The organism is Thermoplasmatales archaeon (assembly GCA_014361245.1).
Taxonomy (GTDB): Archaea; Thermoplasmatota; E2; order UBA202; family JdFR-43; genus JACIWB01.
On record JACIWB010000003.1, the window covers coordinates 1 to 14,931 of the forward strand.

Here is a 14,931-nt window from a genome sequence, read left to right on the forward strand (position 1 = left end):
TTAACATTTGTTCAATCATTGCCTTTTATTCACAAACGGTTAGATTAGAAAAGAATTGATTTGATGTATTTTTGCTTGTTTTTCAAATCGATCATGCATTTTTACGGAATAACAACCGCAAAACACAAACTATTTTGTTGAAAAATTTGTTATTGCTGAGCTCTCACAATAACAAAATACAGATTTAAAAACGGTAAATCTGTATCTGCCTATTCAACACAGCAAAGAATTCCCAAATTTTAAATATGTTTTTTTCTATATCCTGCCATGGATGCAACTCTGTTTGTACCAATAGGAAGCTTGTTAGCGCTTTTGTTTGCGGTTTATTTAACAATTAAAGTTTTAAGAGAAGAAGAAGGAACCGAAGAAATGAAGAAAATATCTCAGGCTATCAGGGAAGGAGCGAAAGCATATTTGAAAAGGCAGTACAAAACAATAGCGATTTTTTTTGGGGTGATGGTGGCGATAATTGTTCTTCTTTCCTTGCAGGGGCTGCTAACCCCTTTTGTTCCCTTTGCCTTTCTTACAGGAGGATTTTTCTCTGCTTTATGCGGTTACATTGGTATGACAATAGCAACAAAAAGTAACTCAAGAACCGCCAACGGAGCAAAAAAGAGTTTGGATAGAGGATTAAAAATTGCTTTCAGAAGCGGGGCGGTAATGGGGCTTGTGGTGGTTGGATTTGCCCTTCTTGATTTGAGTGTCTGGTTTTACTTTTTGAAATGGTATTATAGCATGCAGGGGCTCGGTCTTGAGGAAACAATAAAAAATATAACGAGCACGATGATAACCTTTGGTTTGGGGGCAAGTTCAGTTGCTCTTTTTGCAAGAGTGGGCGGAGGAATTTATACAAAAGCTGCGGATGTGGGAGCGGATTTAGTTGGAAAAGTTGAGGCTGGAATACCTGAGGATGACCCTCGCAATCCAGCTGTAATTGCTGATTGGGTTGGAGACAATGTTGGGGATGTTGCGGGGATGGGAGCTGATTTATATGAATCTTACGCTGGTTCAATTATCGCAACGATGGCTCTTGCAACTGCTGCATTTTATGGTAGGGGGCTTGCTTTGCAGGCTGTTACAATTCCGATGGTTGTGGCTGTTCTTGGAGTTATTTGCTCAATTTTTGGCATTTTTTTAGTGAGAGCAGAAGAGGAAGCAAGCTATGCGGTTTTGCTAAAAAGTTTGAGGAGAGGAATAATAACAAGCTCAATTTTAGTAGCGATTTTTTCTTTCTTTGCGGTTTATTTCATATTAGGAAAAGAATACATTGGAATTTATTTTGCAATTCTATCTGGATTGATTGCGGGAGTAGCAATTGGGTTTAACACTGAATATTTCACTTCTGCAAATTACAAGCCAACCAAGGAAGTGGCTTCTTCTTCAAATACTGGCTCTGCAACAGTAATTCTTTCTGGAATGGCAACAGGAATGAAAAGCACATTTCTGCCAGCGATTATAATTGCTATTGCAACAATTGCAAGTTACTTTTTAGCCGGAAAAGGAGATGGAGCAATAGGGATATATGGGGTTGGCCTTTCTGCGGTTGGAATGCTATCAACACTTGGTATAACTCTCGCTTCGGATGCCTATGGACCTGTAGCTGATAATGCGGGAGGAATTGCAGAATTTACTCGTCAAAAGCCTGAGGTAAGAAAAAGAACCGATGCTTTAGATGCTTTAGGAAATACAACAGCTGCAACTGGTAAGGGATTTGCCATTGGCTCAGCAGCGATAACCGCTTTAGCATTAATTGCAGCATATAGGGATAGAGCATTTGAAATAAAAGGAAGTTTTGAACTAAGCCTTCTCGACCCGAAAATTATAGCTGGGATGACAATAGGAGCAATGCTTCCTTTCCTTTTTTGCTCTCTTACAATAAACGCGGTACAAAGAGCGGCGGGAAAAATAGTTGAAGAAATAAGAAATCAATTTAAGAAAATTTTCAACGAAAACGCAAAACCAGATTATGGAAAATGTGTTGATATAACAACAAAAGCAGCCCAGAAAGAAATGATTTTTCCCGCTTTGCTGGCTATAATTGTGCCAATTGCTGTTGGATTGACTCTTGGGGCGGAGGCGCTCGCTGGCTTGCTCATTGCTTCATTGCTAAGTGGGTTCATGCTTGCGATATTTATGGCAAATGCTGGTGGGGCATGGGATAATGCGAAGAAATACATAGAAGATGGGGCTTTTGGAGGGAAGGGCTCGCCGCAGCACAAATCGGCGGTAATCGGCGATACAGTAGGGGATCCTCTAAAAGATACTTCTGGCCCATCGCTAAACATTTTAATAAAATTGATGAGCATGGTTTCGATAGTTTTCGCTACTTTTATCTTAAAATTTTCTATCTTCTGATTATTCTATCTCTACTCTCGAAGAGCCATCCTCATTCTCATATATCTTTATAACATTTTCAAGAGATTCTTTTATTTCGTCTATATGTGTTATAAGAATAATCTGAGAAAATTGATCTTTTAGTTCTGCAAGTGCATTTAAAACACTTCTCCTTCTTTCCCTGTCCTGTGAGCCAAATATCTCATCAAGAGCAATCAGATTTAAGGATACATCGCTCCTCTGGCTTATTAATTGAGAAATTGCAAGCCTTAAAGAAAGATTTGCAATATCTTTCTCCCCTCCAGAAAATCTATCTATATCGAATTTTTCCCCTCCATCGTAGATGCCGATATTATAATTTTCATCTATCTCTATTTCTTTATATTTCCCCTGAGTAAATTTTGAGAAAAATTGAGATGCAAACATTGAAAGAGTTGGACCAATTTTTGAAATTAAATATCTTTTGAAATCATTCAGCAAACCAGTTTCTCTGTCACCAGCAAGCATTTCAAGATTTGCAATCTCTTTCCTCAAAAATTTTATTTTTTTCCTCTTTTCTTCCTCTTCTACTATCTCTTTATCCATTCTTTCAATCTCTCTTTTAATATTATCTATATCTCCTTCCAACCTTATGAATTCCTTCTCCTTACCATTTATTTTTTCTTTTAGATTTTCATGTTCTTTTTCAATTCTTGTATATTTTTCTTCATCAAAAGATAAATTCTCTATTTCTGCTTTTATACTATCTATCTGGGAAGAAATAAAGTATATATCCTTTTCTATTTCTTCTATCTCCTTTTCCATCTGAGGAATCTTTTTTATCTCATTTTCAAGAATGGCACTTTTATTCTTTATCGGCAAAAGTTCTTTTAATCTTTTGGAGATTTTATTATATTCTTCCTCATCAAATAAAATTCCTTCATATTCCTTATTTTTCAAAATCAGCAGATTTTTTTCTCCTATTCTAATATTCCTCTGTTCATCAAAAATTTTTATTTTTTCTTTTAATAATAAAACTTTTTTTGCAATTTCTTCCATTTTCTTTTTTCTTGCCTCATTTTCTCTATTCTCTTCTTCAAGTTTTTTATCTTCCTCTTCTATTTCCTTAATTTCTGATCTTATTTCCTCTATCTTTCTGGCATATTCATCTATTTCTTTTTCAATATTACCCAGTATTTCTTTATATTTCTCCTTAAGCGGCCTGCCGCAAGTAGGACAATTACTCTCCTCGCCTACCTCTTTTAATTCTTTTAAATTTTTCTCCAAAACTTTTTTTCTTTTTTCCTTTTCTTTAATTTCTGCACTTTTTTCATTTCTTTCAATTCCAATTTTTTCTCTCCTCTCATTTACTTCTTTAATCCTTTTTTCTATTTCTTCCATATCACAAATCAATTTTTTCTCTTCCTCCGCCTGGCTGGATAATTTCTTTATTTCCTCTTCAAGGTGCAAAATCTCCTTATCTTTTTTAAATAATTCTTCCTCAATCATCTTTTTCTTTCTATATTTCTCCAGAGTATTATCCATTTCTTCCTTTATAACTGAAATTTTATCATATTCTTCCACAAAATTTTTTATCTCTTCATATTCTCTCTTCTTTTCCAAAATTTCCTCTCTTTCCCTTAACTTTGCTTCCCTTACTTCAAATTTGTTTTTTATTCTTTCTTCGAGAAGTTTTTTGCTGTTACTAAGCTCTTTAAATTTCTCCGCCTTTTCTTTCTCTCTTTTCCTTTCTTCTTCCAAAAATTTAAGTTCCTCTAACATTTTTTTTATTTCATTTTCAATCTCCATTTTTTTGTTGATTAGATAATTCAAATTTTCTTTTTTTATTTCTAAACTCTTTTTTAATTCATCAAGATTTCTCAAATTTTTTTCTATCCAGTCAAGAATTTCTTGTTTATTTCTTCTATCCTCCCTAACCTTTTTAATTGCATCATCTAGCAAATCAATCCTCAGCATTTTTAGCATGCTTTTTTTTCTTTCAGAGGATGATTTATTTGAAAGAGCATTGAGCTCCTGCTGCCTTGCAAATATAGATGTATAGAAAGATTCGCAGTCCATCCCTATTTTTTTCTCAAGAAATTCGGTAACGCTGGCGGAAGAAGAAGCCATTATACTCCCATTTACCTTTACCCTCCCATCGGTTGAATTTCCACTCATTATTCTCGTAACTTCATAAACATTTCCTCCCATTTCAAACTTCAAATTAACCCAGCAATCCTCGCCCGGCGGCGCCCATTGTGTTTTTATCTGCTTCTGGTCCCTGTTCCTTAAAGCCCTGCTCCCGTAAATTGCCCAGCCTATTGCCTCTATTATTGTTGATTTACCCACTCCATTGTTGCCAACGAGCCCGATTAATCCAGTTGGAAATTGTATTTCTGCATCTCTGAATTTTCTGAAATTATGCAATCTAAGGCTTATAAGCTTCAAGTTTTCGCCTCCTCAAGATATTTAAGTGCCATTTTTTCCAGTTCTTCTTTCTCCTTTATATTCAGCTGACTTATATATTCTCTCCACTCTTCTTCGATACTTCCAATTTTTGTTTTTCCCTTCACATTTTCAATTTCAAGAAATTCATGAATAATTTCAAAATGGAGTGCAATTGATGCTACATCTTTTATTTTTTCCCATTCAAGCATTTTGTATTTTTCCCTGCTTATACTTTTAAATTCTATTCTTGCTATTTTTTCCTTTATATCATATTCTTTAATTCTTTCTAAAAACTCTTTCATTATTTCATCAGATGAAATTTCGGAACAATCTATTTTTCCCAAATCAATCATACCCCTGACTTTTAGAGGAATAAAATTCAATTCCAATTTATCGGAAATATTAACCTCATAAAATCCCTTTGTTTCACCCGCTTCCTTAAATGAAAGATGCTCTGTTGAGCCACTATAATAAGCATTTTTTGTTACCTGCACACCTTTATGATAATGCCCAAGTGCAATATAGTCAAAATCCTCTGACAGATAGCCAGAAGGTATAATCTGTTCGTTTAAATCACCGCTCCTGAATTCCTTTATTCCAATAATTCCAACATGCATGGTAAGTATATTTAAAAAATCTTTTCTTATCTTTAAACTATCTATGTTTTTCTTCAATTCTTCATTTGAAAAGCAGTGAGGGATTGCATGTACTATGGCTTCACCAATTTCTATTTCCTCCAATTTTCCTTTATATACTGGATAAATGTAAGGTATGTGCTCGAATATCTTCAGTATGCTACCTGTCTCTCTTAATTTTGGTGTTTCGTGATTTCCTGATATTATTATAAAAGGAATTTTTGCCTCAGAAATGCGAATTAATTGTTTTATAGCAAAAACTATTGCCCTGTTGTTTGGGCGAACGCTATCAAATAAATCGCCTGAATGAATTATTAAATCAGGTTTTTTTTCTATGGAGTAATTTACAAATTGCTCAAAAGAATTATATACATCCACCTCTCTCTGGTTTAATCCCTCTTCTGATATTTTATGATAGGCTGAATATCCAAGGTGGGTATCTGAAACATGAAAAATTTTCACGAAAGTTAAATGAATAAATATTTAAAATAATTTTGTATTATGACTTGTGATCAAAATGGAAGTAACGGACTTTGTTAATATGCCTGTTTATACGAGTAAGGGAAAATATGTGGGAGAGGTAAAAGAAGTTCTTGTCGATACGGAAGGATGCAAGGTAGATAAGCTTATAATAACTGATACAAACAGAGAGATTGTTCCAAGTGGTACAGATATAGGTGTGCCATACAGGTGGGTATCTGCGGTAGGGGACATAATAATTCTGAGCTATATGCCAGAGAGGGTTGAAATGCCCGCTGAAAGAAGTGAAGAAACTGAGGAAGAAAAAAAATAAATATTAATTAAATGATAACAGATATTGAGGGATAAAAATGAAAAAAGAGTTGCTGTTTGTAGTGGCGTGTTTTTCGATTATTTTAGCAGGCAATAGCTCCGCAATCTCCTGGGGTAAAATAGATGCAACGCCAAGCTCATCAATAGCTTATGTTGAGAGGTATGGACAGGAAGAAATCTCTCTGGATGTAGTATATAATCCCTATTTAGTTGGTTTTATGCCTATATATGTAGATGTCAGTGCAACATATCCCGATTGGCTAACAGTTGCATCAAATCCTCAAACATTTGTCCTTAAACCCGGAGAGCACTATACAGTAAAGGTTCTATTAAAAGTTTCCAAACATGATGTTGTCGCAGGCACATCTTCAACGGTTGAGATATCCCTCAGGGGAAGGCTGATAAGTGGCGGCGCCCTCCGCCAGATAGATGAGGCAAAGGTTACTCTTGTTGTTGGTTATAATCCATTTACAGAGATTGCAATAAGATCCGTTACTCCTATTGAAAGGACCGCCCCAGATAGAGAGCTAACATTTATTGTTGAAGTAGTTAATTATGGGAATTCAAGAGTTATTGTAAATCTCTATCCTGAAAAAGAGCCAGAAGGATGGAACTATGTTATAAGTCCTCCTCAGGTTGTGATAGACCCAAAGAAGGCGGGAGATGAAACTTTCCCGTATGAAACTGTAAAAATAACATTAACTTCTCCTCACGGAACCGCAATTTCATATCATAACAAATGGCAGGATTTTGCTATAAGTGCAAAAGCGATAGCAGAAACTCCCTACTGGGTAAAGAAAGGAGGAACATGGAGCAGGTCAACAGAAGAAATAGAACTTGTAAATACTCATACTGTCACAGCTTACTTTTTGGCAAAAAATAGGGGATTTTACATTCCAGGATTTGACTCAATTCTACTAATAGCAGGTATTATTATAGCAGGCCTCTTGTTAAGGAAAAGAAAGTAACATGCGACCTTTTTTCCTTCCTTTAATCTTTTTTCTATTTCTCACGACAATTTTTATTCCATTCTCTTATGCTGAAGAAAAATACCCATTTCTTATAAATTTAAGAATTGAAGCGGTTAATGAATCAATTGCTGAAATTGAGCCATTTGGTTCATACTGGTTTAAATTCAAATATTACAACGGAGGAAATTTTCAAAAAAATTACTATGCATTTTATGTTAAATTCAGTGTGGAAGTAGAAGGAAGCGGCTGGCAGGCGTTTGTTGACCCAGAATGGGCTTATTTTTATCCAAATGAAACAAAAATAGGGCAAATTAGGGTTGTTGCATCTGAAAGGCCATCAAATTACGCATACATAACTCTGCATGGTGAGCTATATGATATATGGGGAAATATTCATCCCGCAAACTATACATTCCAGATTAAATCATCTGCATATCACACTTTTGATGTAAAAATGGAGAGAAATTATATAGAAGCAAAACAGGAGCAATACTATACCATACCTGTTAAAATAAAGAATTATGGAAACTACGAGGAAAGATTTTCAATTATAATTGATTACTGCCCTTCGGGGTGGCTGGCTACAGTATCCCAAAATCCTGTTATAATCCCACCAAAAGGGGAGGAGATGACTTATTTAAGCTTTGTTGTGCCTCATGAAAAGTTATATCTTCAGAGGACTGTGTATTTTATCAGGTATAGGGTTGATGCGATTTCAAGCGGTTCAAGTAAAGTTATGTCTATTTTGGTTGTTCTTGAGGGAGGGCATCTCACATTGGGGCAGATTGTTGCTTTAGCCAGTTCGATGCCGTCTTTACTGATTCTTGTTGCTTTGGGAGTTGTTTTTTACAGGAGGAATAATTTATGTACATATGTTCCCAAGATGTGGGTTGAGGAAAAGGAAGAGCTATTGAAAATGAATAAAAGCGAGAGAAAGAAAGCGAAAAAAGAATTAAAGGAGGCGTGGAAATCCGCAGTATATTTCTGCAAAAGCTATTCTGAAGAAGAAAAGGAAATTAAAAAGTTGAGAAAAATTGCAAATAAAAAGCAAAGAAAAATAGAAGAGAAGATAATTAAAACTTATGAAAAAATGAACGAAGATTTGAAAAATGCATGGAAAGAAGAGTGCAGAAAAATAGATGATTTATATGAGAGAAGAAAAAAAAGAGTAAAGCAGGATGTACAGAAAATTTATCCTGCAGAGCCAAAAAGAGTTGAAATGCCAGATATTCCAAAATATGAAATAAATGAAGAAAAATTTGAAATAATTGAGCCAAACAAAATAAAAATTAAGGAATTGTTTGATAGAACTGATAGAGACAAGCTTTCTGTAGAAAGAGAAATTTTAAAAATAAGGGAGATGGGAAATGAAATAAGAGAAAAAATTAACAGGGATTTTGATTTAATCGAAAAAATGAAAAAATGAAAAAAATTCTGGTTGCTTTTGCTATTTTTTTGCTTTTTGGATGCATTAAAAATGAGGATATGGACAAAGATGGATTGCCAGATGAAATTGAGCAAACTGGATGGAGTATAACAGTGATTTATGCTGGAGAGAAAAATCCTGTAAAATATAATGTTACTTGTGATCCATGCAAGACAGATACAGATGGAGATGGATTAACTGATTTTGAAGAAAGTCCTTATTCAGGAAATCTTTTTCCAAGTGATCCATGCAAGACAGATACAGATGGAGATGGATTAACTGACTTTGAAGAAATAAAAATTTTTGAAACAAATCCAGCCAACTGGAAAGACGATATAGATGGTGATAATGTATGGTGGGGTAGCGATTATGAAGAAATAAATTTTTATAGAGGCATTGGGATAGATGATGAAAAAATAAAGGAATATATTCGAAATCCTGATGTTGATGGAGATGGGGTAAGAGATGGAGAGGATATAAATCCAATAAGAAATCTGAGTGTGGATGTAGTTATAAAATATATAAAGATTACATCTGATATGGGGGATAGTGACAACCTTATAGATTTGGTAATAAATATTTCGAGTGGAATAGATTGGGTGCAAGCAGGTCCAATATATGTTTTACCCAATGAGAATTTTACTTTAAATCAAACTTTCCATTTGGATTTAAATGATGAAGGCGAACCAGGCAACGGAACAAGCCCAATATGGATAGTATTATATGATATGGATACAAAAATCACAGAGAAAAATTATAGCGATTATGTCTGGGATTATGATACAATAAATGTTTATGGAAATACTTCTTTCTACAAAAATTTAAAAATACCAGATGATTGCATAGAATATCACATAAGAGGAACAGAAGGAGAAATGGGTTTTGAAATAATTGATACTTCTTCCTGAAGCGCTGAGGGTGGGAGTTTTTTGATTTTTTAATATTAAAATTTTTTGTAAGCCAAGAGAAGCCGAATTGTTTTGGTTAAATGTATATATTGCTCCGCCACCCTGAGATTGATAAAAATCTAACCAATTTTTTAAAAAGCTCCTCCAAAACTCTTAGACTTTTTTAAACATTTTAGTTAAATGTATGTATATCTCGCCTCTAGTAAGCCAGCCTTTTAAAAAGGTGCTCCAAAACTCTTAGACTTTTTTAAACACATTTTAGTTTTAGTTAAATATATATAATGGCGTCCATCAAACTAAATGATTCTCGAAAAGAGTAAAATATGATTTCAACTATATTCTAATTTATTAGAAAATTAAGAAGGAAAAGGAGTTTTGTATCAGGTTTAGAAATTGCAAATCAAGCCCAGCCAAAAATAATAAATAATTTAAATTTGTTTTGTATTTACATATATGGCAAAGAGGATTTTGGAGGCAGGGTTTAAACTTTTTCAGCCATGGGCAAATGATGTAGTAAAAGGAAAATTGCATCTTCTGGTTCGTTCCATTCCTACGAAGAGAAGGGGAAGAGTAGCAGTTATAGCAACAAGAGGAATAGATGATGTTTGGCTGAGAAATGCAAGCGAAAAAGAGTTAAAAGAAATAGAAAATAAAATAGGAGCAATAGGAAGTGTGGAAATAAAAGATTGCATTGAAGTAAAGCCAAATATGGTAAAAGAAAAACTGATTAAACTTGCTGGCAAAAAATATTGGGACTACTATCCGAAATATTTGATTCCAAAAAAATTACAAAAAGATATGGTTTATATTTGGGTACTAGAAGATGCAAGAGAATGGAAGAAGCCAAAACGGATAGAAGGGGGAGGAATTATTTGGGCAAAATTAAAGTTGGAAGACGAATAAACCATGAACAGCAATATTAAATTGTATGTTGGAAAATCGTTTGAAAATAGACACGAAATAGAAGAATTTAATAAGATACTGGCAATAATAAAGGAAAATATAGATAGCTTAGGAGATTTTGTTGTAATTTTTGCTAGTTTATTCTTGGAAGGAGAAGAAATTGATTTAATCTTTTTCAACCAAAGTGCGATAATTATTATTGAAATGAAAAGTTGGAGTGGAGTTATTAAAGGAAAAGAAAATGGTGATTGGGAAGTAAACGGTAAAAAAGAAAAAAACGCTTTTCAGCAATGCATAAGAAAAAGATATGCGTTATTCGAGCATCTGAATAAAACTTATCAAAGTATTGTAAAAATTCGCTTTGATGTCTGTGCTTGGGTAGTATGCGATTATGGAGCAGATTGTTCCGGTGTAGAGTGTAGTGAAAAAAATAAAAAATGGTTTCGTACAATATCTTTGGATGACTTAGGCAAAGAATTAATAATTCAGAGATCGCCTCATGTGATAAGAGGGGGTATAGATGAAATAGAAAAAATAGCAAAAAAATTAGCTCTTAAAGAAAAGAATTTTTCAGATTGGATGAAAACAACATTGGATAAACAATATGAGGAGATAAAATATTTGTTTCCAAAAATAGAAGGAGATTATAAAGAATATGTTCTCGAGAAAAACTCTTACCAAGAATATGTAATAAGATACCCTCCTATTGAGAAAAAGGATATGCCTGTAGTTTGTTTTGTAAGAAATAAAATTACTGGAAAGGAATATATTTCTGCAGCAGTAAGAGTGCCACTCAAAATATGGGAAGATGTTGAGAATTATATCCAGAATGTGGAATACTCGTGGGATGAACTAGAGAGGGAGGACATAGATATGCAAGAAGAAGGTTTGAGTGTTAGAGTTGGTCCTCTCATTTCTCATAAAAAAGAGGGAGTACAAGTTGAAATATTAAAAGATGGCAAAAGTTTATTACCTAGCCCAAAAAGAGTATGGTTTAACATGAGGGGCATTGAACAATTTCAGGATATAATAATGGAAAGAAGAAACGAGGAAAAAGAAGGGAAAAAATGCAAGCCGAACTAAGAGAAAAGATAAGTAATTTCTTGCCTACAATAAAATCTCCAGACAATATTTATGAATTTTTTAAGTTATTAAACTATCCCAAAGAAATCCTGCTCGATAGTTCTTTTAAAAGGAAATTAGAGGGCAATAAAATTTAAGGAGAAAAACAATAGAAAATGGTATAAACTTCATAAATTGTGCAATAGCAAAGGGGAAATATTAGCTTTTGCAATAACTGAAGAAATGTAAATTCGTCTCTTTTTGAAGATTTTATAGAGCATATAACTGCTTGGCTCTAAAATTTATGGGGATAAAACATATTTTTCAAGAAAGAATTAAAATATTGCTGAAAAGTCTTCTCTTAAGAAAAATGCTTTAGCTAAATGAGAGAGTAAAAAATTTGCAGAAGAAGTTAAATTATTAGGATATGAAAAATGGGTAGATAGTTATAAAGAAATATTTAACAAAGGATATTTTTTCAAGAGTTATTTGAAAAACATAAGAGCAATTACTCTTACGAGAATTGCTATTACTCTTGTGAATAATTAATGCAATAAAGTAATTTAAAAAATTTAAGAAGGCAAAAATGATTAAAGGCAAAAATAGTAGAATCTATCTTTATTTATTCTTCATGCCCACTAATTGCGAAAGATTTATTAAGAAGAGTTATAATTATATTTTTAGGTAAGGAGAATAGAAATGATAAAAATATCCAGAGAGAGGGGTACTTCATTTTCGAGATACCCGAAGTTGGTTGAAAAAATTTTGGGTAAACCTTTTCAGCTTTCGCTCGATCAAGAGGAGACTGTATTGTCTAGTTCAAAGTATAATAAGGTTATCGCCGGTGCTGGTGCTGGGAAAACTGAGATTTTGACGAGGAGGATTGTTTACCTTATTTTGGTTAAGGGTGTGGAGCCTTCTTCTATTGTGGCTTTTACTTTTACTGAGCGGGCAGCTCAGGCAATGAAGAGTCGTATTTACCAGAGGGTGGGTGAGCTTGACGAGAACAAGTTGGGAAAGTTGGGCGAAATGTATGTTGGAACGATTCATGCGTATGCTAAGAGGATTCTTGATGATTATTTTAAGTTTGGGAATTACACCGTTTTGGATGAGAATCAAGAGATTGCTTTTTTGATGAGGCATGGTTGGGATATTGGGATTAAAAATTTTGGGCGGAATTATTCTGAGGCTTGTCGGGTTTTTCTTAGGACGGTTAATATGGTTTGGGATGAGATGCTTGATCGGAAGAAGCTTGAGGCTAAGGCGCCTGATTTTTGTGAGAAATTGGCACATTATGAGTATCTGTTAGAAAAGCATAAGCTGCTGACTTTTGGGCGCATGATTCTTCTTGCGGTTCAGAAGCTTCGTGAGAATCCTGAGACTTTGAGCCACGTTAAGCATCTGATTGTTGATGAATTTCAGGATATTAACCGGGCTCAGGAAGAGCTGATTCGCCTTGTTGGACGGAATGGGGAGATTTTTGTTGTTGGTGATCCCAGACAAAGCATTTATCAGTGGCGGGGCTCGGACGAGAAGTTTTTTGATTCTTTTGAGGAGACTTTTAAGGGGACTAAGACTTTTACTATTAGGGAGAATCGTAGAAGTGGCAAAAGAATTGTGGTGAATGCTAACAAGTTTGCCGGAACTTTTAAGAATGCTCATTATGAGCCTATGGAGGCAACTCGTGGAGAAGACGGTTTTATTGGTTTGATTGAGTTTGAATCACCTGAGGATGAGGCTGTTTGGATTGCGGATCAGATAGAGGATTTGGTGAAGAAGCGAGGTTTAAATTATTCGGATATTGGTGTGCTTACTCGTAGTGTGCGCTTGGCTGCTGATCATCTTGTTGGTATTTTGAAGGAACGGAGGATACCTTACATTGTGGGCGGTAAAGTTGGTTTATTTAAGCGTGATGAGGCACAGGCGTTGGGGCGTATTTTTGCTTGGTTTTATGAGAAGGGATTTTGGGTTGAGGATCCTCAGCGATATGGCAAGCGGATAACTGGTGATGATCTTCTTTGGACGGCTCTTGATTGTTGGCGTTCTGTGTATCAGTATAGGATGCCTCGTGATGTGGAGTCAAGGCTTAGGGAGATAAAGGCTAATCTTAACTCGAAGAACTCTTCATATGATAATTTTACGAGCATATACCAAGATGTGCTGATTATCTTGGGTTTTGAGAATTTGATTCATACTGATCCCAATGATGCAACGATTATGGCTAACTTGGGTCGGTTTAACAATTTGTTGACTGATTATGAGACTGCTAATCGGGTTGGGGGTAGGGCTCCTCATTGGAAGGAAGATTTGAGGGGTCTTTGTTGGTTTATGAATAGTTATGCTGCTTGGGCGTATGAGGAGCAGCCGGCTGATGACATTCGTGGTGTGGATGCGGTTCAGATTATGACCGTGCATCAAGCGAAGGGGTTGGAGTGGCCTGTGGTGTTCTTGTTTTCGACTGTTGAGGGGCGTTTTCCTTCTAAGATGGTTGGGCGCGAGCTTAATTGGTGTGGTATTCCGCGGGATTTGTTTGATGCGCGTAGGTATGAGGGTGATTTGGAGGATGAGCGAAGGTTGTTTTATGTGGCTATTACTCGTGCTCGGGATGCTTTGATTGTTAGTTATTTTAAGCGGATGAAGAAAAGTATGAGTAGAAGTCAGTTTATTGATGATTTAGATCTTAATGTGGTTACGCCTCTTGGGAGGAAGAGGCTTCCGAGTTTTCCTGTTGCCAAGTTGGAGGTTGCCGATAGTATGTTAACTTTTTCTGCGAGTGAGATTACTGCGTATTTGAGGTGTCCTTATATGTTTTTGTTGAGGAATGTTTATGGATATCAGCCTGAGCTTGATGAAGCTATTGGTTTTGGTAAGGGTGTTCATTATTGTTTGAGGAGGGCTGTTGAGCTTCTTAAGAAGAATGAGGGGCTTGGTCCTATTACTGCTGCTGTGCAGGCTGTAGATAACGAGTTTTTTATGCCATTTGTGGCTGGAGATGTTTTCGAGAATTATAAGAAGGGTGCGCGTCGGATTGTTTTGAATTATGCTAGAAACTTCGGCGAAGATTTGAGGCAGAGTAGTGAGGTTGAGTATAGGATTGAGTTCCCTATTCATAATGCGACGATTACGGGGAGGATTGATGTGTTGGGTGATAGAGAGGTTAGGGATTATAAGACGTTGGATTATAGTGAGACTGAGGGTTCGGTGACTATGCAAGAAGCTGAGTTGCAGGTTAGGTTATATGCTGCTGGTTTGAAGAGTGTTGGCAGAGCGGTGAATGGCGGGTCTGTGGCGTTTTTGAGTAGTGAGGCTCCGGAGATTGTGCCGGTAGATGTTGGCGAGACTCATGTTCAGAGGGCAGTGAAAGAGGCTGAGCGGGTAGTGGCGAGTATCCGGAATAAGCAGTTTAACTCGAATCCTGGAGAACATTGTGGGGATTGTGATATGAGAGATATTTGTAGGTGGAGGTGGTAAGT

The 14,931-nt window shown here is 35.4% G+C and carries 10 protein-coding genes; 8 read left to right on the forward strand and 2 right to left on the reverse strand.

Annotated features, from left to right (window positions below):
* Window positions 1-267 precede the first annotated feature (267 nt).
* Entirely contained in the window at window positions 268-2,355 is a 2,088-nt protein-coding gene (locus H5T45_01080; protein MBC7128310.1) for a sodium-translocating pyrophosphatase, read from the forward strand.
* Here H5T45_01080 and H5T45_01085 read toward each other — a convergent pair whose 3' ends face one another.
* Both H5T45_01085 and H5T45_01090 read right to left on the reverse strand, forming a co-directional pair.
* The gene (locus H5T45_01085) at window positions 2,356-4,761 is read right to left on the reverse strand and encodes an SMC family ATPase (protein ID MBC7128311.1); all 2,406 of its coding nucleotides are present in this window, start codon (window positions 4,759-4,761) and stop codon (window positions 2,356-2,358) included.
* Window positions 4,758-5,858: an exonuclease SbcCD subunit D gene (locus H5T45_01090; protein MBC7128312.1), complete on the reverse strand. Its 1,101-nt coding sequence runs from the start codon at window positions 5,856-5,858 to the stop codon at window positions 4,758-4,760. The genes H5T45_01085 and H5T45_01090 overlap by 4 nt, the downstream gene beginning before the upstream one ends.
* Before the next feature lie 46 nt (window positions 5,859-5,904).
* On the opposite strand from H5T45_01090, the gene H5T45_01095 reads away from it, so the two are divergent.
* The 7 genes from H5T45_01095 to H5T45_01125 all read left to right on the forward strand — a co-directional run bounded on the left by H5T45_01095 (window position 5,905) and on the right by H5T45_01125 (window position 14,929).
* Complete coding sequence (locus tag H5T45_01095) at window positions 5,905-6,189, forward strand: PRC-barrel domain-containing protein (protein ID MBC7128313.1); 285 nt, start codon at window positions 5,905-5,907, stop codon at window positions 6,187-6,189.
* 37 nt (window positions 6,190-6,226) lie between these two features.
* Window positions 6,227-7,156: a hypothetical protein gene (locus tag H5T45_01100; GenBank protein ID MBC7128314.1), complete on the forward strand. Its 930-nt coding sequence runs from the start codon at window positions 6,227-6,229 to the stop codon at window positions 7,154-7,156.
* 1 nt (window position 7,157) lies between these two features.
* Entirely contained in the window at window positions 7,158-8,585 is a 1,428-nt protein-coding gene (locus tag H5T45_01105) for a hypothetical protein (protein MBC7128315.1), read from the forward strand.
* Window positions 8,582-9,493 carry a hypothetical protein gene (locus H5T45_01110; protein ID MBC7128316.1) on the forward strand — a complete coding sequence of 304 codons (912 nt, stop codon included), beginning with the start codon at window positions 8,582-8,584 and terminating at the stop codon, window positions 9,491-9,493. The genes H5T45_01105 and H5T45_01110 overlap by 4 nt, the downstream gene beginning before the upstream one ends.
* Window positions 9,494-9,946: 453 nt before the next feature.
* Window positions 9,947-10,396, forward strand: coding sequence for a hypothetical protein (locus H5T45_01115; GenBank protein MBC7128317.1), 450 nt, complete (start codon window positions 9,947-9,949; stop codon window positions 10,394-10,396).
* Window positions 10,397-10,399: 3 nt separating this feature from the next.
* Window positions 10,400-11,479, forward strand: coding sequence for an NERD domain-containing protein (locus tag H5T45_01120; protein MBC7128318.1), 1,080 nt, complete (start codon window positions 10,400-10,402; stop codon window positions 11,477-11,479).
* Between the two features lie 678 nt (window positions 11,480-12,157).
* The gene (locus H5T45_01125; GenBank protein MBC7128319.1) at window positions 12,158-14,929 is read left to right on the forward strand and encodes an ATP-dependent helicase; all 2,772 of its coding nucleotides are present in this window, start codon (window positions 12,158-12,160) and stop codon (window positions 14,927-14,929) included.
* Window positions 14,930-14,931 lie beyond the last annotated feature (2 nt).